At 47.8% G+C, this 21,516-nt stretch carries 17 protein-coding genes; 15 read left to right on the forward strand and 2 right to left on the reverse strand.

Annotated elements, in window-relative coordinates:
- Both DKB62_RS11900 and DKB62_RS11905 read left to right on the forward strand, forming a co-directional pair.
- Entirely contained in the window at positions 1-1,566 is a 1,566-nt protein-coding gene (locus tag DKB62_RS11900; RefSeq protein ID WP_107195724.1) for an ArnT family glycosyltransferase, read from the forward strand.
- 27 nt (positions 1,567-1,593) lie between these two features.
- Entirely contained in the window at positions 1,594-2,418 is an 825-nt protein-coding gene (locus tag DKB62_RS11905; protein WP_107195725.1) for an undecaprenyl-diphosphate phosphatase, read from the forward strand.
- 211 nt (positions 2,419-2,629) lie between these two features.
- On the opposite strand, the gene DKB62_RS11910 is transcribed toward DKB62_RS11905, so the two are convergent.
- Both DKB62_RS11910 and DKB62_RS11915 read right to left on the reverse strand, forming a co-directional pair.
- A complete protein-coding gene (locus DKB62_RS11910) occupies positions 2,630-3,574 on the reverse strand; it encodes a site-specific integrase (protein ID WP_095630170.1) in 945 nt (314 codons plus the stop codon).
- Positions 3,571-4,740 (reverse strand): restriction endonuclease subunit S, encoded by a 1,170-nt coding sequence (locus DKB62_RS11915; RefSeq protein ID WP_331225470.1) that lies wholly within the window; start codon positions 4,738-4,740, stop codon positions 3,571-3,573. The genes DKB62_RS11910 and DKB62_RS11915 overlap by 4 nt, the downstream gene beginning before the upstream one ends.
- Before the next feature lie 50 nt (positions 4,741-4,790).
- Between DKB62_RS11915 and DKB62_RS11920 the strand changes: the two genes are divergently transcribed.
- From DKB62_RS11920 to DKB62_RS11980, 13 genes are all read left to right on the forward strand, one after another.
- The gene (locus DKB62_RS11920) at positions 4,791-5,363 is read left to right on the forward strand and encodes a restriction endonuclease subunit S domain-containing protein (RefSeq protein WP_107195727.1); all 573 of its coding nucleotides are present in this window, start codon (positions 4,791-4,793) and stop codon (positions 5,361-5,363) included.
- On the forward strand, positions 5,341-6,948 hold the full coding sequence (locus DKB62_RS11925) for a type I restriction-modification system subunit M (RefSeq protein WP_107195728.1): 1,608 nt from the start codon (positions 5,341-5,343) through the stop codon (positions 6,946-6,948). The genes DKB62_RS11920 and DKB62_RS11925 overlap by 23 nt, the downstream gene beginning before the upstream one ends.
- A complete protein-coding gene (locus tag DKB62_RS12655; protein ID WP_157949669.1) occupies positions 6,945-8,153 on the forward strand; it encodes a restriction endonuclease subunit S in 1,209 nt (402 codons plus the stop codon). The genes DKB62_RS11925 and DKB62_RS12655 overlap by 4 nt, the downstream gene beginning before the upstream one ends.
- 17 nt (positions 8,154-8,170) lie before the next feature.
- Complete coding sequence (locus DKB62_RS11935; protein WP_107195730.1) at positions 8,171-11,296, forward strand: type I restriction endonuclease subunit R; 3,126 nt, start codon at positions 8,171-8,173, stop codon at positions 11,294-11,296.
- 184 nt (positions 11,297-11,480) lie between these two features.
- Positions 11,481-11,747: a 30S ribosomal protein S15 gene (gene rpsO / locus DKB62_RS11940; protein WP_087478628.1), complete on the forward strand. Its 267-nt coding sequence runs from the start codon at positions 11,481-11,483 to the stop codon at positions 11,745-11,747.
- Between the two features lie 136 nt (positions 11,748-11,883).
- Positions 11,884-14,022, forward strand: a complete 2,139-nt coding sequence (locus tag DKB62_RS11945; protein WP_107195731.1) for a polyribonucleotide nucleotidyltransferase — start codon at positions 11,884-11,886, stop codon at positions 14,020-14,022.
- A 9-nt stretch (positions 14,023-14,031) separates the two neighbouring features.
- On the forward strand, positions 14,032-14,481 hold the full coding sequence (gene dut, locus DKB62_RS11950) for a dUTP diphosphatase (protein ID WP_087478626.1): 450 nt from the start codon (positions 14,032-14,034) through the stop codon (positions 14,479-14,481).
- A gap of 73 nt (positions 14,482-14,554) precedes the next feature.
- Positions 14,555-15,112, forward strand: a complete 558-nt coding sequence (locus tag DKB62_RS11955; protein ID WP_107195732.1) for an NUDIX hydrolase — start codon at positions 14,555-14,557, stop codon at positions 15,110-15,112.
- A 32-nt stretch (positions 15,113-15,144) separates the two neighbouring features.
- The gene (locus DKB62_RS11960) at positions 15,145-16,317 is read left to right on the forward strand and encodes a phosphopentomutase (protein WP_107195733.1); all 1,173 of its coding nucleotides are present in this window, start codon (positions 15,145-15,147) and stop codon (positions 16,315-16,317) included.
- A gap of 5 nt (positions 16,318-16,322) precedes the next feature.
- Positions 16,323-17,627 (forward strand): thymidine phosphorylase, encoded by a 1,305-nt coding sequence (locus DKB62_RS11965; RefSeq protein WP_107195734.1) that lies wholly within the window; start codon positions 16,323-16,325, stop codon positions 17,625-17,627.
- A gap of 39 nt (positions 17,628-17,666) precedes the next feature.
- Positions 17,667-19,067 (forward strand): 23S rRNA (uracil(1939)-C(5))-methyltransferase RlmD, encoded by a 1,401-nt coding sequence (gene rlmD, locus DKB62_RS11970; protein WP_107195735.1) that lies wholly within the window; start codon positions 17,667-17,669, stop codon positions 19,065-19,067.
- Positions 19,068-19,870: 803 nt separating this feature from the next.
- A complete protein-coding gene (locus DKB62_RS11975) occupies positions 19,871-20,554 on the forward strand; it encodes a hypothetical protein (protein ID WP_107195736.1) in 684 nt (227 codons plus the stop codon).
- Positions 20,555-20,559: 5 nt separating this feature from the next.
- Positions 20,560-21,516, forward strand: a complete 957-nt coding sequence (locus DKB62_RS11980; RefSeq protein WP_107195737.1) for a PD-(D/E)XK nuclease domain-containing protein — start codon at positions 20,560-20,562, stop codon at positions 21,514-21,516.

Consider the following 21,516-nt stretch of genomic DNA (forward strand, 5'->3'; position numbering starts at 1 on the left):
ATGGAATGCTTACATCGCAGTGAAGAACGCTTGCTGAACGCTGCGCCGGCTGTTGCGCCGAACCTGCTGCAGCGGCTGCTGGACGACATAGGATATGTTCCGATCCTGCTGGCTGCGGCCGTCCTCGTCTGCTTTACAGGCAACGCCCTGATCAAAATTACCGACCCTGTCGAATCGAACTATGCCCTGACGGCGATGGAAATGCTGCAGGCAGGCGATTACGTTTCGCCGCGCATTTTCGGCAATTACTGGTACGACAAGCCCGTCTTGTTTTACTGGGAGCTCATGGCCGCTTTTTCCTTGTTCGGCACGACGGAATTTGCCGCCCGCTTTTTCTCGTCAGTCTTCGGTCTCATCGGCGTCGTCATGGCCTATGGCTTCGCGTCGCGCCTGTACGACAAAAAGACGGGCTTCGTCGCGGCTTTGGTCCTCGTGACATCGCTGGAATACTTTTACCTTTCCCACGCCGTCATTACGGATATGACCTTGTTCGTCTTCTTTTCGGCGACGCTCATGCTGTTTTATCTCGCCTACAGTGAAGGGCGGCCGCGCCTGTATTATGGAGCCTATGCCTGCGCCGCTCTGGCCGTCCTGACGAAAGGGCCTGTAGGCCTCGTTCTGCCGGGGCTGATTATCGTCCTGTTTTTACTGTGGCGGAGAGATTTCAAATCTGTTTTCCTGCACATCAAGCTGGGATCGGGGCTGCTGCTGTTCTTCGTCATCGCCGGCCTGTGGTACGTACCCATGTACATGATGCACGGCGGCGATTTCATCAGCCAGTTCATCGGCGTCCACAACGTCCTGCGGGCTACCGTGTCGGAACATCCCAAGGACAACGTGTGGTATTACTATACGGTAGTGTTCCTGTTAGGCTTCTTTCCCTGGGTATTTACGCTGCCTTTGGCCGCAAAGAAATATAAACCAGTTCACAAGCTGAGAGCTTGTTTGAGAACGGGAGGCCTTGCCGGCCTGCGCCGTATGGCAGATTCCCTGTCCATGAAGGAACAATTCCTCGTGACCTGGGCCGTCGTCGTCTTCGTGTTTTACCAGTGCATGGCTACGAAATACATGACCTATACGTTCCCGTACATGATTCCCGTTGCCATCGCCTTTGCTGCGTACCTGCGCCATCATGAGCGCCTCGTCGCCGTCCTGACGACGGTTGGCGTCGCCTTCTACCTGATCGTGACCCTCTTCGTCGCCGTACCCCTGTGCCGGGAGGCGTCGGCTTATGATGCTGCCCAGGCCGTACAGCGCATGGCCGACGGCCGTACCTGCGTCGCCGTCTACGGCGGGCGCTATCCCGTATCGCTGGCCTATTATTCCGGCTATGACGCCAAGCGGCTGAAATGGGCCGATGAAATAGAAGACTCCCTGCCCGGCGGCATCAACTGGAACGCCAAGAACATCATGCCCTTCATGGCAATCGAAGACTTGGCGCAGCACGACCACGTAGTGCTTCTGGTCCATGAAAACGAAGACGCCAACTTCCACAAAGCCGGCATTCCCGGCGACTGGGTCGGTGTGAAAAAGGCCGGCCGCTGGCTCATCTATGAAAACCAATAATATCGGACAGAAAAGAGGGGACTCATCGTGTATGATTATATTATCGCCGTCGTCCTGGGCATCGTCGAAGGGGCAACGGAATTCCTGCCCGTATCGTCGACGGGGCATATGATTCTCGTCGGCTATCTGATGGGCTATGACGGCCAGCAGGCCGGCGTATTCGAAGTCTTTATCCAGCTGGGGGCTATCATGGCCGTGGCGGTCATATATAAGGAAAAAATCCTGACCATGCTGCATTTTAATGGCTGGCGGCTCTTGCTGCGGCGGGAAAACTGGCGGCGCTCCGATACGGGCCTGACGCTGGTTCACATTGCCGCCGGCGCAGTCCCCGTCCTGCCCGTCGGGTATTTGCTCCATCACTTCATCAAGACCTATTTGTTTTCCGTAGAAACGGTCCTCGTCGGCCTCGTTGCCGGCGGCGTATTCATGATGGCAGCTGAAAAAGCCCATCGAAAAACGCTGTGCGACGACGTGGATAAGCTTACCGTCGCCCAGTCCTTTGGCATCGGCCTGTTTCAGATCCTCGCCCTGTGGCCGGGCTTTTCCCGCTCCGGCTCGACCATCGCCGGCGGCCTCTTCCTCGGCGTCGGCCGCAAGGCGGCGGCAGACTTTTCCTTTATCATGGCCGTGCCGGTCATGCTGGCCGCCTGCTTTTACGACTTGCTGAACAACATGTACATCCTGACGGACAACGACTTCGACATGATTACCATCGGCTTCTTCGTCGCCTTCGCCGTGTCCTACGCGTCGGTCTACTGGTTCCTGAACTTCCTGAACCGCTCGACGCTAACCACCTTCGCCGTCTACCGCTTTATCATCGCCGCCTTGACCGTCGTGTATTTCTTTGGGTGATACGATACGGCAGATACATAAAAGAACGCAAATCAACGCGAATCAAATAGAGAAAAATTGCAAGGCCGTGCTCGCGAGGGCAAGGTCTTGTTTTTTTTGCAATTAGAATGGGGATGACGCAGAAGAAGAAGAACAATCTTCTTCTGCGTCAGCTCTTGATTTATGATTCAATCAGATACTATTTCAGCCTACAAACCTAGTTTATTGTAGGCTAACTTAATAAGCTGGATAACGAACGCATAATCAAATCAATATCTTTACTTTCTAATTCCCGTATGATATGAAGATACGTACGCTGCGTCGTGTTAATGCTGGAGTGGCCTAAACGTCGCGCGACACTGGCGACGGACACGTCGGAAAATAATAAGAGAGACGCATGGGTATGACGCAAGCCATGCATGGAAATAATGGGAATGTCGGCTTTAATGCAGTGCCGTTCCAAAATATCGTTGACTGTTGAATTGTATATTTTCTTTTTCGGCGGTACAAAAATAGGTTTTTGAGGAGGTAAATTTTTTATTAACGTGAAAAATTGGATGACCGTTTGCCAGTCTAATTTGATTTTGCGAATAGACGAACGGTTTTTAGTTGGCAGAAATCCTCCTTCGCCTTTATAATTCCAAGTTTTATCAATCGATAAGGTTTGGTGGAGAAAATCAAAATCTTTCGGCGTGACGGCTAGGGCTTCGGAAAAGCGCAGTCCCGTTTTGGCAACAAGCAAAATAAGCCAATCCATAGTCAGCTGTTCAGTCAATTTGAGTTGCGCCAATAATTTTTGCAATTCATACCGGCTTAAATATTTTGCTTTTTTCTGGGAGGGAGGTTTGCCTTTAATGATAACTTTGCGTGTGGGATCCCGGTCGATTAAGCCTTCGTCTAAGGCGTCGATAATGGCTCCTTTTAATTGATGATGAAAATCCATCGTTGTTTGCCGTTCGTGATTTTCTGCATAATCGTTGATTAATTTTTGGTAAGCAATGCGGTCTAAATCGACGATGCGCAGATCGGGAGCCAGTTTTTTTAGCCACGATTCGGTAAGACGATACTTTTTCATCGTAACGTCCCGGATAGAGCCTTCCTTGTAAATAATCAACCAATTTGAATAATACTGATGGAATAAATCGGTTCTTTTTGTTGTGATGAAAGTCGTTGTCATAATAAGCCTCCTTTCAAATTTTCATGCTGATGAAGGGTGATGAGATTGTCTAGTTTGTAAAAAAATTTTCCAATCATTTGTTGTTCATTAACAGATGGAAGTTTTATTTCTGTATTCAAAATATTGTCATTATATAATCTCTTTATTGTACTCCCTTCAATTCCAGACCACTTAACAATAGCATAAAAAGCTTTTAAAAATGTATTGTCCAATTTGTCATCATGGCTTAGCCACACTATATTAGAATCCTGAAAATATTCATCTTTTCCTGTATATTCAACAGTTCTGCCAATACTACCTGATGCTGAAATAAGAATATCTCCGATTTTGGGATATGGATATTTTGACTTATACTCTTCAAAAAGATTTCTTGAAATAAAAGCATCTGGTACTCCTCCAAATGTACCGATTTTGTAAAACGGTACATCACCCGTTGCGGTAGTTTGTTCTTTAAATATTCTACGATTCATTGAAACGGAACCAAGTTCTCCCAACTTACGCTGTTCCCAAGAATTTGTAAATTGCCTATATATCTCATGGGATAGTGTTGAGAAAAATTTTAATAATGCTATTTTTTTGATATTCATAGCGTTAAAATACTTACGCTGATGAAGGGTGATGAGGTTGTCAATTTTTTGAAAATACCTACCTATTTTTAGTTGCTCATCTTTTACTGGCAAAAATACTTTAGCTTCAATTATTATATCTGGAGTTACTCTCTTCTGACTATTTGAAGAGCCAGATGAACAATCTTCTAAATAATTCGTAAATGAATCCCTTGAAACTACATAGTTCAAAAAAAGCAAATCTATATCATCTGAATATAACGGAATAAATTCGGCAGAACAAACAGCATTTTTTGTTGGATTTTTTATATACCAAATACGTTTTTTTCTTACATTCAATTTATTAATGAGTAAACAGGATTCATTTACAATTTTCCTGGTACTATTCATCGTAAACCCATAGACTATATTTGGCTTCATACCAGAATCATATGCAGGCATACTGTATTCAACAAAAAGCTCATTAGGTCTAGTTTGGGGATTAATCGCCCCCGTTAATTGGTTGCACACATCCCCTAACTTATGCTGTTCCCAAGAAATTACTTGATTGAAGTAATTGAAATGAATTACATTGACGATTTGGTGAATATATGATACGATTTACGTGTAATTTAGTTCAAGTACTTAGATAAAGATAGGGGAGGAGGCTTATGAAGGTAAGTGATGTTGTACAGCTTTTATCAGGGCCGAATGCGTCGCGTATAAAAAAGAAGTATGATAACGGTTTACTATATACTGTTGCCGATATAGAATTGGATTTATCGCAGATGGGAACGAAAAAAAAGGTAAAAAAAAGAGACATGCCTGATTTTTTTACCCAAACAGGCGACGTAGTGATTAGCCTAATGAAGCAGCAGGCGGCTATTGTCACGCCGATGAATGCAGGGAAAATTTTAACTTCAAATTTTGTGAAATGCCAGTTTGATGAGAAGCTGCTTGACGCTTGGTATTTTTGCTATTGGATCAATGAATCGGGCGAAGTAAAACGGCAAAATTACAGAAATGTAAGTTTATCGGTGTATACGCCCCGCTTTGTCGACGAGTTAGAAATGCGGCTGCCGCCTATAGAAATGCAGCGGCAAATAGGGAAACTGTATAAAAATCTCAAACATATGCAGGGGCTAATGGATAAACAGAAAGACGATTGGACTCACTTTACGCTGCAAATCATTCGCAATACAACTAGGGAGGTCATGGAATATGGCGATAACGGAAAACAGTAAGGAGTTACGACAGATATTATGGGCTGGAGCCGATATTTTGCGCTCGAAAATGGATGCTAATGAATATAAAGACTATCTATTGGGGTTTGTATTTTATAAATATTTATCAGATAAATTGCTTATGGAAGCTTATGATTTATACGAAGGCGGCAAGCCGCATACGATGGCCGAAGCGCAGCGTGTGTATGAAGAAGCTCATGACGACGCTGTATTTTTGCAGGAATTGCGTGAAAAAATACGATACAGTATTCAGCCTGACGTGACCTATACGAAGTTAGCGGACAAAGCGGAAAATAATACGTTTCAGCGCGAAGATCTGCAAAGAGGCTTTAATGAAATCCAAGAATCGGATCCTATATTTGATAAGCTGTTTGCTGATGTCGATTTATATTCACCGAGACTGGGGACGGGCGACTTGAAACAAAGCCAGACTGTCGCCGAGCTGCTGAAAAAGATCAACGAGGCGAATCTCATGGATTATTCAGGCGACGTATTAGGCGACGCATACGAATACATGATCGGTCAATTCGCATCGGAAACGGGGAAGAAGGCAGGGGAGTTCTATACGCCAAAAGCCGTATCGGAGATTCTAGCGAAAATCACGATTAGCAGCCAGGAAAATGTAACGGGACTTACCGTATACGACCCGGCAATGGGGTCGGCGTCGCTCTTGCTGAGCTTGAAACAATATTCAAAATATCCTGATTTTATACAGTATTATGGGCAAGAATTGATGACTTCGACCTATAATTTGGCTCGTATGAATATGTTCCTCCACGGCATCAATCCGAGTAACCAGCACCTCCGCAACGGTGATACGCTCGATAAAGATTGGCCGACTGACGAGGAAACAATGTTTCACTGCGTCGTTATGAATCCGCCCTATTCGCAAAAATGGACGGCTAATCCTGGCTTTTTGACTGATTCGCGATTCAGTGATTACGGCGTATTACCGCCAAAATCCAAGGCAGATTACGCATTTTTGCTTCACGGCTACTATCATTTAAAAAATACGGGTACCATGGCCATCGTACTGCCTCACGGCGTATTGTTCCGCGGCGCGGCCGAAGGGAAGATTCGGCGGAAGCTGTTGGAACTGGGCGCGATTTACGCTGTCATTGGCCTTCCGGCTAACTTGTTTTATAATACGTCTATACCGACGACGATTGTCGTATTGAAAAAAAGCCGCGGCGAAGATATGAGCCGGGACGTCTTATTTATCGATGCGTCGAAGGAATTTGAACGGGGAAAGAAGCAGAATACGCTGACGGAAGAACATATCAACGCCATCGTAGATATGTATCATAACCGAAAAGACGTGGATAAACATGCTCATGTGGCGACGTTTGAAGAAATCGAGCAAAACGATTTCAATTTGAATATTCCCCGTTACGTCGATACCTTTGAAGAAGAACCGGAAATAGATCTGGGTGCCGCAGCGGCAGAGATCATTCAAACAGATAAGGAAATTGCCGAAGCAGAATCTGAATTATTGAAAGGATTGCGCGAATTGACGGCTTCTACGCCGGAAGGGCAGGCAGGATTAGAACAATTATTGGCATTATTTTCCAAGGAGGCAGAATGATGGGGGAGGAAATGCACGAAAAAAAGCGCGTACCGGCTATCCGATTTGCCGGATTTACGGAACCTTGGGAACAGCGTAAGTTAGAAAATCTTGCTGTTTTTAATCCTAAAGAAAATCTTCCTGACGAGTTTGAATATGTTGATCTTGAATCAGTAGTTGAAACGGAAATGCTTTCTCATAGAACAGAAAAAAAGGCGACAGCACCTTCCAGAGCACAACGACTTGCCCGCTTAGGAGATGTATTTTATCAAACGGTCAGACCCTATCAGAAGAATAATTATCTTTTTGAAAAGACTGATAAATATTATGTTTTTTCGACTGGATATGCTCAACTGCGGCCTTATAACGATGGGTATTTTTTATTTAGTCTTGTGCAATGTGAGTCGTTTGTTAAAGTAGTTTTAGATCATTGTACAGGAACAAGTTATCCAGCTATTAACTCAAATGATTTAGCAAAAATAAATGTTTTTGCACCAATAAATGCACATGAGCATAAAAAAATCGGAAAAATTTTCCGTAATCTTGACAACCTCATCACCCTTCATCAGCGTAAGTGCGACGCACTCAAAAAAGTGAAAAAAAGTCTGCTGCAAAAAATGTTCCCAAAAGAAGGTTCGGTTGTTCCAGAGATCAGATTTGCTGGATTTACGGAAGCTTGGGAACAGCGTAAGTTTGGAGACTTATATGAACGAGTAACAGAGAAAAACGATCTTACTTATGGAATCGATAAAAGTATCACAGTCGCTTCAATGCAATACAAGAAAGATGGTTGCATTACTAATGAAGATTATTTAAGAACGTACACAATATGTTTATTAGGAGATATAGTATTTGAAGGTCATCAAAGCAAGCAATTTCGTTTTGGTCGTTTTGTTGAAAACGATTTAGGAAATGGCATAGTATCTCATATTTTTATGGTTTTTCGACCGAAAACAGATTATGACTTATATTTTTGGAAATATGCGATTAATAATGAGCAATTAATGAGAAAAATTCTTTCTCATTGTACAAAAGCATCAAGAATGATGAATGATTTAGTCATACAAGATTTCTTTAAAGAAAGTATGCCTGTTCCAACTATTAATGAACAACAAATGATTGGACATTTTTTTTATAAACTCGATCAGCTCATCACCCTTCATCAGCGTAAGCTGGATCAACTTAAAACGATTAAAAAATCACTGCTGCAACAGATGTTTGTATAGCGCAAGGAGGCGTTATCATGCCTGAATTAGAACGTACATTAGAAACGAAGCTTATCGAACAACTGACGCAAGGCGTCTCGCAATGGACGTATTGCCCCGAACTCAATACGGAAGAAAAACTTTGGGCTAACCTGCGCCAAATTATCGAATCTAATAATCGAGATAAACTGCGCGAAACGCCCTTATCCAATCAGGAGTTTGAACAGGTAAAGAACCAGCTGAGTTTTTCTTCTTTTTACAACGCCGCCGAATGGATTGTCGGGGAAAACGGCAAAGCCTATGTTCACGTGCAGCGAGGCAATGAAACGCTGCATCTATTGGTATTGAATCGCGCTCATGTTACTGGCGGAACGAGCGTATATCAGGTTATTAACCAATGCCAGACTTTTAAAGATGAAGAAAATCCGACGGAATCCAGAGCCAGACGATTCGACGTGACGCTCCTTATCAACGGCCTGCCCTTGATTCATATCGAATTGAAAAATCGGCAGCACTCGTATAAAGAAGCGTTTCGGCAAATTGTGAAGTATGCCAAGGAAGGGCAGTTTACAGGGATTTTTTCTACCATACAGATGTTTGTCGTCAGCAATGACGTCGATACGAAGTACATCGCTGCGGCGAGAAGCGACGAGCTGAACGATAAATTTCTATCTGGCTGGGTCGATGCGGAGAATAAAGCGGTACCGGGCCTGTTTGATTTCGCGAAAACGGTGCTGCGGATTCCGGAAGCGCACGAAATGATTACGCAGTATACTGTACTGGACAAAGAAAAAGAAAGGATCATTTTACTGCGGCCATATCAGATTCATGCTATCGAAGCTATACGGGCAGCGTCGAAGCGGGGCGTATCCGGCTTCGTTTGGCATACAACCGGTTCGGGGAAGACGCTTACATCGTATAAAGCGGCGCGGAATTTGCTGCAAGATATACCGAGCATTGAGAAGACGATTTTCCTGATTGACCGACAAGATTTAGATCAGCAGACGACGAGCGCTTTTCAATCGTATGCGGAAAATGACGTCGTCGACGTCGACGATACGGAAAATGTCAAGGAGTTAATCAAAAAGCTGCAAGATCCTACGAAGGAAATGATTGTTACGACGCGGCAAAAAATCCAGCACATGATACTACGGTGGCTAGAAAAGAAACCTGATTCGGCCGTTTATAAACGTATTATGAATCTGCGCGTAGCCTTTGTTGTCGACGAGTGCCATCGCGCCGTTTCGCCGGAAACGAAGCGGAAAATGGAACAGTTTTTCCGGCAGAGTTTGTGGTATGGGTTTACGGGAACGCCTCGCTTCGGCGAGAATGCCTATGAAAAGAAGGGCGATTTGCCGCGGACGACAAAAGAATTGTATGGCGATATCCTTCATGCCTATACGGTCAAAGAAGCAATTCACGACGGAGCCGTGCTGGGTTTTCAAGTAGAACATCTGGGGCCGAAAGGTTTGGAAGAAGACGAGTACGGCAACACCATTCATGAAGATATGCGGGTGTATACAAGCAAAGACCATATGTATAATGTTATCGACACGATGGTCAATAAGTCGTATGAAAAATTAGGATTTCAAAACGGCGGCGGCAAGACCTATGAAGGCATTTTAACGGTCGGCTCTATTCCTATCGCTCAAGCGTATTACGACTTGTTCCGACAGGTTAAAGAAGGAAACGGCGACGTAAAAATACGAGAAGATATCCGTCGAGTTCTTCCTGATTTCCCTAAGGTAGCCATTACCTATTCATTGAGCGAAAATGAAGAGAAATCTATGGTCAATCAAGAGGCGATGCAGCGTTCTTTGGACGATTATAATGCCATGTTTGGGACGGCGTACGGTCTGGATCAAATCGGTGCGTATAATGCGAATTTAAACGACCGCTTGGCTCGAAAACAGAAAAAATATCAAACGAGGACGGAACAACTTGATTTTGTTATCGTCGTCGATAGATTGCTGACCGGGTTTGACGCGCCGTGTTTGTCGACGTTGTATATCGACAGGCAGCCCATGCAGCTGCATAATATCATACAGGCTTTTTCCCGAACGAACCGCATTTTCGATGCTGGCAAAACGTATGGACAAATCTTGACGTTCCAATCGCCGGGAACGTTTAAGAACAAAGTTGATGAAGCGCTGTGTCTGTTTTCGCAAGGCGGAGAAGATGTAGTGCTAGCGCCGGACTGGGAAGGCGCGGAGGCGCATTTTATAGAAACGCTGGAAGAATTGCGCGTCCTGGTTCCCGATCCTGCGGCAATTCCGGCGATGACGAAAAAGGAAAAAAGAGTCTTTGCCAAGGTTTTTCAGCGATTCGATTCGGCGTTGAAACAGTTGAAGGCTTTTACTAATTTCCAAGATAAAAACTTAGAACGGGACTACGGGCTGACAGACGACGAAAACAGCGCATACAAAGGGCATTATGTCAACGTCATAGAAGAATTGCGAAAGGATGAGCCATCTGATGATGGAGCTGGCGGGGAAGAAACGGGTCTTGATTTCGAATACACGCTGCAATCTTATGGCGGTGAGATTATTGATTACGAATATATCGTAGCGCTTATGCAGGATTTCGTATCGAAAGACGACGTGACGTCTCATCCTGAAAAATATGAAAAACAGCGCGATGAAATTACAAAGTATATCCAGGAAATCCAACATAGAAATAATAAGCTGGGCGACATCATGATGGACTTGTGGATCAATGCCCTGCGCAGTCCAGAAGAATACAGGGAAAAACAGCTTATTACGATTCTCGAACAAACGAAACGGGAAAGCATACGGAAAATAGTTCATGACCTATGCCAGACTTGGGGGCTTGACGAACAAATTGTCCTCCTTGCAGCTCATCGGTATGAAGCGGGAGATGAGCATAATCCATATATTGAAAAGAGCATTGAAAGCGGAGATTATAATGCTTTTGCGGCTAAACACGGCACATCGCTGCGAAAATACCAATACCGCAAGGCCGTACGAGACGCGTTGCAGCAAACTTTTGAGGCGGATATCGTGCCGCTTCGTGAGGGAACCGTCGTAATAAAAGACGACGATACGGACGATATTTCCAAGGAGAAGTCGCCTAAGGTGATCGTGTATCCAGAAAGTGGACCGAAGAAAACGTTGGTTGCGGAGAAACCATCTTTTCATTCTTAGCATAGCATAGGAATGGGACGCGGGATAGTCCGCATTATGTTCATAATTTTCCGCCAAAAATCTTTACACTTCTCCTGCCATATAGTATAATAGTCATTGTCGTACGGGCGCTCAGTGAATCGAAGACTCCGACGTTCACTTAGCGGTTTGCGAATAGATTATAGTCACAAATGGAGGAAGACAGATGTTAACAGTTGATCAGAAAAAAGAAATCATTGCTAAATTTGGCGCTAACGAAAACGATACGGGTTCGCCGGAAGTACAGATCGCGCTGCTCACGAGCCGCATCGTGTATTTGACGGAACATCTCCGCAGCCACAAAAAGGACCATGCGTCCCGCCGCGGCTTGCTGAAATTGGTCGGCCAGCGCCGCAACTTGCTGGCATACTTGCAGAAACACGACCTCGAACGGTATCGTGCGATTCTCGAAAAATTAGGTTTGCGTAAATAATTGCATAGTTGAGGCTGATGTACATGCATCAGCCTCTTTTTTAAGGAAGCGCAGGGTGGTAGGTTGTAGCGCGCGGACAGGGGCTGTCCGTACGCTAGTGCCTATCACCTGCGGGTATGATGAAGGAGGTACACGAATGGAAGAAAAGAAATTCCAAATGGATTTTGCCGGCCGCCCGCTGATTATCGAAGTCGGCAAATTGGCGAAACAGGCCAGCGGTGCTGCACTGGTACGCTACGGCGACACGGCTGTATTCGTTACGGCGACGGGCTCGAAGGAAGCGCGCGAAGACGCAGACTTTTTCCCGCTCACTGTCGATTATGAAGAAAAAATGTATTCTGTCGGGAAGATTCCCGGCGGCTTTATTAAACGGGAAGGTAAGCCGCCTGAATCGGCGACGCTCTTTGCCCGCCTCATCGACCGGCCCATTCGGCCGTTGTTCCCGAAGACCTATCGTCACGACGTGCACGTCGTCGCCTACGATTTCTGCGTAGACCACGATAACGCCCCGGAAATCGCCGCCATGATCGGCGCATCCGTATCGCTGTGCATGTCCCATATTCCCTTTGCCGGCCCGATTGCCGGCGTCCGCGTAGGCCGCGTAGACGGGCAGTATATCATCAACCCGACCGTAGCCCAGAGCGAACAGAGCGATATGGATATCGTCGTCGCCGGCACGAAGGACGCCATCCTCATGGTTGAAGGCGGCGCTAAGCAGGTTCCGGAAGAAAACATCCTCGACGCCATCATGTTCGCTCATGAAGAAATCAAGAAAGTCGTCGAATTCCAGCTCAGCTTCCTCGACGAAATCAGCGTTCCCAAGCAGGAATTCGTAGAAAAAGAACCGCCGGCCGACATCGTCGAAGCTGTCCACGCCTATGGCGAAGAAGCCATGAAAGCCGCTATTTTCACGGCTGACAAGATGGAACGGGAAGAAAAGATGAACGCCGTCGAAAGCGATATTTATGAGCATTTCGCAGACATCTATCCGGAAGACGGCGACGTCGTCGCGGAAATCACCCAGAAGATGATCAAGGAAATTGTCCGTCATATGATCGCCGTCGACAAGATTCGTCCCGACGGCCGCCGCGTCGACGAAGTGCGCCCTGTCAGCTGCGAAGTCGGCTTGTTCAAACGCACTCACGGCACGGGCCTCTTTACCCGCGGCCAGACGCAGATCATGAGCTTTGCCACTTTGGCTCCTCTTTCCGAATCCCAGCATATCGACGGCGTAGGCCTTGAAACGGACCGCCGCTACATGCATCACTATAATTTCCCGTCCTTCAGCGTCGGCGAAACGAAATCGTCCCGCGGACCGGGACGCCGCGAAATCGGCCACGGCAAGCTGGCTGAACGGGCGCTGGTACAGGTATTGCCGAAGGAAGAAGATTTCCCCTATGCGATCCGCGTCGTGTCGGAAGTCCTCGAATCGAACGGCTCTAGCTCCATGGGCAGCGTATGCGGCAGCACCCTGGCGCTCATGGATGCCGGCGTTCCCATCGAAGCTCCCGTAGCCGGCGTGGCTATGGGCCTGGTTACGAAGGGCGACGACTTCACGATTCTGACGGACATTCAGGGCATGGAAGACGCTCTCGGCGACATGGACTTCAAGGTCGCCGGTACGATGAAGGGCGTTACGGCCATCCAGATGGATATTAAAATCAAAGGCCTCAGCCGCGAAATCCTGGCGCAGGCCTTGAAGCAGGCTCATGAAGGCCGCATCCACATCATGGGCAAGATGCTCCAGGCCATCAGCGAACCGCGGAAGGAGCTGTCTCCCTATGCGCCGCGCATCATTACCATGCAGATCGACCCCGATAAGATTCGCGACGTCATCGGGCCGGGCGGCAAGATAATCAAGCAGATTACGGAAGAAACGGGCGCTAAAATCGACATCGAAGATTCGGGCCTCGTATACATCGCCTCTGTCGACGCTGCCGGCGGCGAAAAGGCAAAGGAATGGATTGAAACGCTGACGAAGGACGTCGAAGTAGGCGAAACGTACGTCGGCAAGGTTACGCGCATCATGAACTTCGGCGCCTTCGTAGAAGTGCTGCCCGGCAAGGAAGGCTTGGTCCATATTTCCCAGCTGGCTAAGGAACGGGTAGAAAAGGTCGAAGACGTCGTCAGCATTGGCGATGAAATCATGGTCAAATGCGTGGAAATCGACAGCCAGGGCCGCGTCAACCTGTCCCGCAAGGCATTGCTCGGCGGCGGCAGCCCGGCTCCGTCCCATCGCGGCGGCGGCCGTCGTGGTCCCCGCGACAAGAAATAAGGTGCGTATATGACTGGCAGAGGATTTGAAATCGTAACGGCTTATCGTGATAAAGGCCTGACGCTCCCGGTCCGCAAGACGGCCGGAAGCGCCGGCTACGACCTGGCGGCGGCAGAGACTGTCGTACTGCAGCCTCACGCCGTGACCGTCGTGCCGACGGGGCTGAAGGCATATATGGAAAAGGACGAATACCTGTCCATTTTCATCCGCTCCAGCCTGGCCTTCAAAAAGGGCCTGATGCTGGCCAACAGCACGGGTATTGTAGACAGCGATTACTACAATAATCAGGACAACGAAGGCCACATCATGATAGCCTACTATAATACAAATGATGCGCCCTATACAATTGAAAAAGGCGAACGTATCGGTCAGGGCATCTTTATGAAATATTTGACTGTCCATGACGACGCTGCGGAAGCTGTCCGCACCGGCGGCATCGGCAGCACGGGAAATAAATAAGGTATGCAGAAGGGCGCTTGCAGGCAGGGATATCCTGCCCTGGCGTCCTTTTTGCGTTGAGGAGGAACGCGTTATGAGCATCAGCACGGAAACATTAGTATCTCGACAGGAAATCATGAAGGGGAAGGTTCTCCACGTCACGGTAGATACGGTTGAAATCGACGACGGCCAGGGCGGTGAAAAGAAGACGGCCGTCCGCGAAGCCGTATGGCACTTCGGCGCCTGTGCTATCCTGCCGGTAACGGACGACGGCAAGATTATCCTCGTCCGCCAGTACCGCTATGCAGCAGGCGAACCGATGCTGGAAGTCCCGGCAGGGAAAATCGAGCACAACGGCGAGTCGCCGGATATCTGCGCGGCTCGGGAGCTGGAAGAAGAAGCGGCCGTTACGGCAGGAGAATTGATTCCCCTGGGATACGTCTACACGTCGCCGGGCTTCTGCGACGAACGCATTTATTTGTATCTGGCCCGCAAGCTCCACAAGGGGGCTCAGCATCTGGACGACGACGAATTTATGAATATTGAGCGTTACACGCCGCAAGAAGTGGAAGAATTGATTGCGGACAATAAAATCGTCGACGCCAAGACGATTGCTGCCTTTGAAAAATCGCGCAAATATTTAAGGATATAATCACAGGAATTTGCTGCAAGGAGGGATGAACCATGAAATTCAATCGGATTATCGTCATCGTAATGGACAGCGTCGGCGCCGGCGGTGCGCCGGACGCGGCAAAATTCGGCGACGCCGGGGCAGACACGTACGGCCATATTGACGCCGCCGTACCGCTGGCCGTGCCGAACCTGCGCCGCCTCGGCTTAGGAAAGGTCGCTCATATACACGATGTACCGACGGATGTCGTCGGCGCGTACGGCCTCATGCAGGAAATTTCCGCAGGAAAGGACACGACGAGCGGCCATTGGGAATTCATGGGAAATCCCGTAGACAACCCGTTCCCGACCTTTCCCGACGCGTTTCCCAAAGAGCTGATGGACTTGTTCACGGCCAAGACAGGGTACGGCTATATCGGCAATGAAATCGCTTCGGGCACGGAAATCATCGAACGCCTCGGGCCGGATCATTTCCGTACGAAGCAGCCCATCGTCTACACGTCGGCAGACAGCGTATTTCAGATTGCCGCCCACAACGACGTCATTCCGCTGGAAGAGCTGTACCGTATCTGCGACATTACGCGTCGCGAAGTCTGTGTCGGCCCTTACGAAGTGGGGCGTATCATTGCCCGGCCCTTCGTCGGCGAACAGGGCCGTTTCGTCCGCACCGGCGACCGCCGCGACTACAGCCGCCTGCCGAAGCGGAAAATGGTCTTTGAATACTTGAAGGAAGCGGGCTGCTGCGTCGTCGGCGTCGGGAAAATCGGCGATATTTACGCCCATATCGGCCTGACCGAATCGTACCATACGTCTAATAACGGCGAAGACATGGCCGAGCTGACAAAACAGCTTCTGGCCCATCGCCGGGACAAGGGGCTGCTCATGGCGAACTTCGTCGATTTCGACAGCCAGTACGGCCACCGTCGCGACGTCGCCGGCTATGCCAAATGCATTGAAGACTTCGACGCTGCCTTAGGCGATTTCCTGCCGCAGCTGCAGGACGACGAGCTGCTGGTCATTACGGCCGACCACGGCAACGACCCGACGTGGCGCGGCACGGATCATACGCGCGAACGGGTGCCCCTGCTCCTGTACAGCCCGGCCTTTGCAGAGGCCGTAGATGTGGGCATTCGTCAGACCTATGCCGATTTGGGCATGACGATTATGGATAACTTTGGACTGACAGGGCTGGAATTTGGGACGAGCTTCCTGAACGAATTGAGGTGAGGCATATGTGGCCCATAGACTGCATTGAACATAAAAGGGACGGAAAGGTGCTGACGAAGGAAGAAATCCATCGCTTTATTGACGACTACACGGCCGGAAGGATCGCCGACTATCAGGCGGCGGCCTGGCTTATGGCCGTATACCTGCGCGGCATGACGGCAGAAGAAACGACGGAGCTGACCATGGCTATGGCCCGTTCCGGCGACATCGTCGATTTGTCGTCCATTCCCGGCGTCAAGGTGGACAAACACAGCACCGGCGGCATTGCCGATACGACGACGCTCATCGTCGCGCCTCTCGTCGCCGCTGCCGGCGTGCCTGTGGCGAAAATGAGCGGCCGGGGCCTGGGCTTTACAGGTGGCACGGCGGATAAGCTGGAAGCCATTCCGGGATTTCGCATCGAGCTGCCGGAAGATCAGTTTCTGCAGCAGGTCCGCCGCATGGGCCTCGCCCTCATTACCCAGTCCGGCGATATTGCCCCGGCAGATAAGCTGCTCTACGCCCTGCGTGACGCGACGGGAACCGTCGAAAGCATCCCTCTCATTGCCAGCTCCATTATGAGCAAGAAGATAGCCTCCGGAGCTGACGCTATCGTGCTGGACGTAAAATACGGCGACGGCGCGTTCATGAAGACGAAGGAAGACGCCCGAAAATTGGCCCGCATGATGGTGGACATCGGCCGCCTGGCCCATAAGCCGACGAGAGCCGTCATTACGTCTATGGAAGCGCCCCTCGGCACGGCTATCGGCAACAGCCTCGAAGTAGACGAAGCTGTCGACGCCTTGTCCGGACGGGGAGGGCGGCGGCTCATGGAAGTCGTGCGGGCCATCGGCGCGCAGATGCTCCTCGTCGGCGGCAAGGCCGGCAGCGAAGCCGAAGGCGAACAGATGATTGACGACCTCGTCGCCAGCGGCAAGGGATTAGCGAAATTCAAGGAATTCGTCAAAGCCCAGGGCGGCAGCGCGTCGTGGATCGGAAAGCGGCTTCTCACGAAAGCGCCCCAGATGTTTACGGCCGTCTGCACTGACGAAGGCTATATTACGGAAATCCATGGCCGGGCCTTGGGTGAAATCGCCATGGCTATGGGCGCCGGCCGGGCCCGCAAGGAAGATCCCATTGATCCTATGGTAGGCATCCGCCTGTTCAAGGAGCTGGGAGATTCTATCACGGCCGGCGAACCCTTGTTTACCTTATACGGCAAGGCCGGCGCTGACATGGCCTGCATCGCCCAGGAGATTGCCTCTCACATCATCGTGCAGTCCCAGCGGCCGGACCATATAGAACCCGTTATCAGCGAAATCATTACGTAATACCAACGCTGCCCGGCGCAGCGCGAAAGGAAGGAATTCATGAAACAGCACCGGTCTGTTCCTGTTGTAAAAGGAAATACATATACGATTGATATACTCCGCCTCGGCTCCAGCGGCGAAGGCGTAGGGCGGTATGAAAACTTTACGGTCTTTGTCAGAGGGGCGCTGCCCGGTGAAACGGTGCAGGCCAAGGTCGACGTCGTCAAAAAGCAGTATGCCACGGCTATACTGCAGGATATCGTCACGCCGTCGCCGCAGCGCGTGGAGCCCCTGTGTCCCGTATACGCCCAGTGCGGCGGCTGCCAGCTCCAGCACATAAGCTACGACGGCGAGCTGTTGGAAAAACATGGGCAAGTACGGGACGCCCTGGAACGCATCGGCCATCTGACGGGAATAGACGTCCTTCCAACCCTGGGCGCAGCGACGCCGTGGGAATACCGCAATAAGATGCAGTTCCCCGCAGCGGCTGCAAAAGGGAAAGCCGTCGTCGGCTGCTACGCCGCCGGCAGCCACCGGGTCATCGACGTCGCGTCGTGCGCCATTCAAAAGGCTGGCAACAACGACATCTTGCGCATCGTACGCCAGTGGATGAACGACTATCACGTGCCGGCTTATAACGAGCAGGCACATACGGGCATCGTCCGCCACGTCATGGGCCGCGTCGGCGTCCGGACAGGAGAGCTCATGGTCTGCCTCGTCACAGCCCAGGCTGATGTGCCTCACATCGCCGAATTGATCGGCATGCTCCGCGAAGAACTGCCCAAGCTTACCAGCGTCGTACAGAACATCAATACGCGCCGTACCAACGTCATCTTAGGCCCGGAAACGAAGGTCTTATACGGCTCGCCGACGATTCACGATTCCATCGGCCCCCTGACCTTCAACATTTCCGCCCAGTCCTTCTTTCAGGTCAACAGCGAGCAGGCTCAGCGCCTGTATGAAAAGGCCTTGGAATTTGCCGACCTGCAGGGTCATGAAACCGTAGCCGACGTGTACTGCGGCACCGGCACGATTACCCTCTTTTTAGCCCAGAAGGCAAAAAAGGTCTACGGCATTGAAATCGTCGCGCCGGCTATCCGAGACGCCGTGAAAAACGCGGCCGACAACGGCGTGACAAACGCAGAATTCATCCTCGGCGACGCCGTGGAAAAACTGCCCGAACTCATCAAAAGCGGCGTCCGCCCCGACGTCATCGTCCTGGACCCGCCCAGAGCCGGCTGCGGCGAACCCGTCCTAGAAGCCATCGCCCAAAGCCAGCCGAAGCGCGTCGTCTACGTATCGTGCAATCCGGCGACCCTGGCCCGCGACCTGGCTTACCTAAACGACCACGGCTACCAACCCGTCAAAGTCCAGCCTGTCGATATGTTTCCGCGGACCCATCATGTGGAGACGGTCGTACTGCTGATAAGAGTCAAAGAATCGAATAGTGAAAAAGTATAGAAAAAAGATTTTCGGGAGCCGGAGCTTGTCGGCAGACAGGTTCAGTTCCCGTTTTATATTTTACAGACACCGATGATTTACTTAACAAAAAGCGAATGTGCACAAGAACATTATTCCATATCCTGTAGTAGTATGTGGCAAGCAGCCGTGAATCTCATCGTCCCTTGTGACTTTTTTATATACAAGTGCGAGAGGAAATGATCCGGCGAGAGAACTTACACAGAGAAGACAAATAGAAAAAGCGGATTTGGTGCAGTAAATATATTTTATCCAATATTGACTATTACTTGAAATACAATAGGATTTGCTATCAGCTTGCATGAAAAACTGGAGAAAGCACTATACCGTATGGCACTACTGTACCCGTAGGGAACAAGGGTCAATTGCCTGTGATGCATCGACTATTTAGAACTCGTATTTGTAGGCAACGAATGGTACAGGCTATTAGTCATGTTCTAGACAACCGAGAAATCATGATGATTATCCTTAAGGAGAACGTGAAAGTAGTGAGACGACAAGAAGATGAACTTAACGGAAGAGCCTAAGGCCAAGTTGCTAGAGCTGGAAAAAGAACTTCCGAAACTGGCGAATTCGAAAAAGGGGTATAACCGTATTGAGATGAATTTGACAGGTTGTAGGAAGTGAAACAGAATGTATTTGAGGAAAGGGGGGTATGCGTAGTGCCACTTCTTTTTAGAATAATTTAAGGGTTAAGGGGAGATAATAGTTGATGACCAATGGAGAAATATACTATATAATAAAATAATAAATAAGAAAAAGCATTTGCTAAAGGAGATGTTGATATGGCATCGAATAGTGTTTTGCTATACAGGATAGAACTTTATCGAGAATATCCTGTAGATGACATAGTAAGTAGGTTAGAAAGTAGCCTTTTAGATGAAACACGGATTATTGTAGACCACTACAATGAATTTTCCCTTGCTGGTATATACATATATTCAGAAATATATAAGTCACAAGAATATAATTTTGAGACCAATGTTTTTGAGGTCGTTACCAGAAAAAAGTATGTGATTACAGAATTTCATATTGATTTTAAAAATCATTTTATGGATATTTGGGGAAATACGAAAAATGCACAAAAAATAATTACTTCTTTATCTTTGGCGTTTGATAATCATATTGCGATAGAAGCTCTTGAAATGAAATTTACACGAATGATAGAGTATTTAAGCAAAGAAGAAGGGATATATGTCGGAAAAGTTACAGCACGGCAAGTCGTTTTAAGTGATGGCTTACTTGCGGATTGTACTTTTAATTTATCTAATGAAGAAATGCCTTTTGAGATGATTGACAAGTACAAAAAAAACATTCAAAAAATTTCTTTTAAGTGGAAGTGTGAAGAATTAGTGATTAGTATGGTTATACATATGTCAGGAGCTATTACTATCTATAAAACTCGCCGGATGCTTAACGATAATGAATTAGAATGTATATATAAAATGTTGTTATATGCTGGGAGGTAATTTGTGTGGGAGAAAACGCACAGAAGATAGGGAAAAAGTTAGAAATCTTGGGTGTTGATTTGTTAGGTATGTTTAAGTGGAATAAGAAAATGAGTGATAAAGAAATCAAATGTACTCGAAGTACACATAAAAATGCTGAGGGAAAGTCTAAGAAAACGCACGGAATAGATTTATATATGGAATACAATGATCCATATATTGGAGGTGTACAGGGAGTATTTATTGAATGTAAAAACAGAGTTTGGAGTGGTATTAATAAGACGCAAATCGAAAGTTGGGTTAATGAAGAGATTAATCTTATTGACTGCGCTCGCAATAATAGTGAGTTACAAGAATTTTATTCCGATGGAGCTGATAAGAATTGTGCGTTACTTTTAATTAATTGTAATGATGAAAAGTTTAATCAAGCTAAGTTTGATGAATATTTATCAAACATTCAAATTCCAAATAAAAGAACTCCATATAAGGTTTTTATTGCAGGAAATAATATGATTGAAAAGTGGGATGCAATTGCTCGAATGATAAAAGAATCTTATCATGATGATCTAAGTGTTTTATATCCAAGCATTAATAATTCTCAGCCGATTTCAGAAAAATATTGGAGTATAAATCACTTATTTTCAAAATATGTTTTTTGTGAAACAAAAGAACAAGTTCCGGTTGGTCGTAATGGAGATATTCATATTGATAGAGTTTTGGTAATTTTCTTTTTTGATAAAATTAATGCTGAAAGTTTCCAATATATGTGGAGCATGTGTAGATCTTTCCAATATGAAAATCAATATGATGTGTTTGATATATGTTTTTGGACAGAGAGCAGAGATGAAAATAATTATATTACAGAGAATTTTATTACTATCTTGAGTAATTATGACGATGGAAAAGTATCGCAAGATATTATAGACACTATTAGAATAAAATTTTTGCTAAATAGGAAATTAAATCCTGTAGATAATCATTAA

Source organism: Megasphaera stantonii (genome assembly GCF_003367905.1).
In the GTDB taxonomy this organism is placed as follows: Bacteria; Bacillota; Negativicutes; order Veillonellales; family Megasphaeraceae; genus Megasphaera; species Megasphaera stantonii.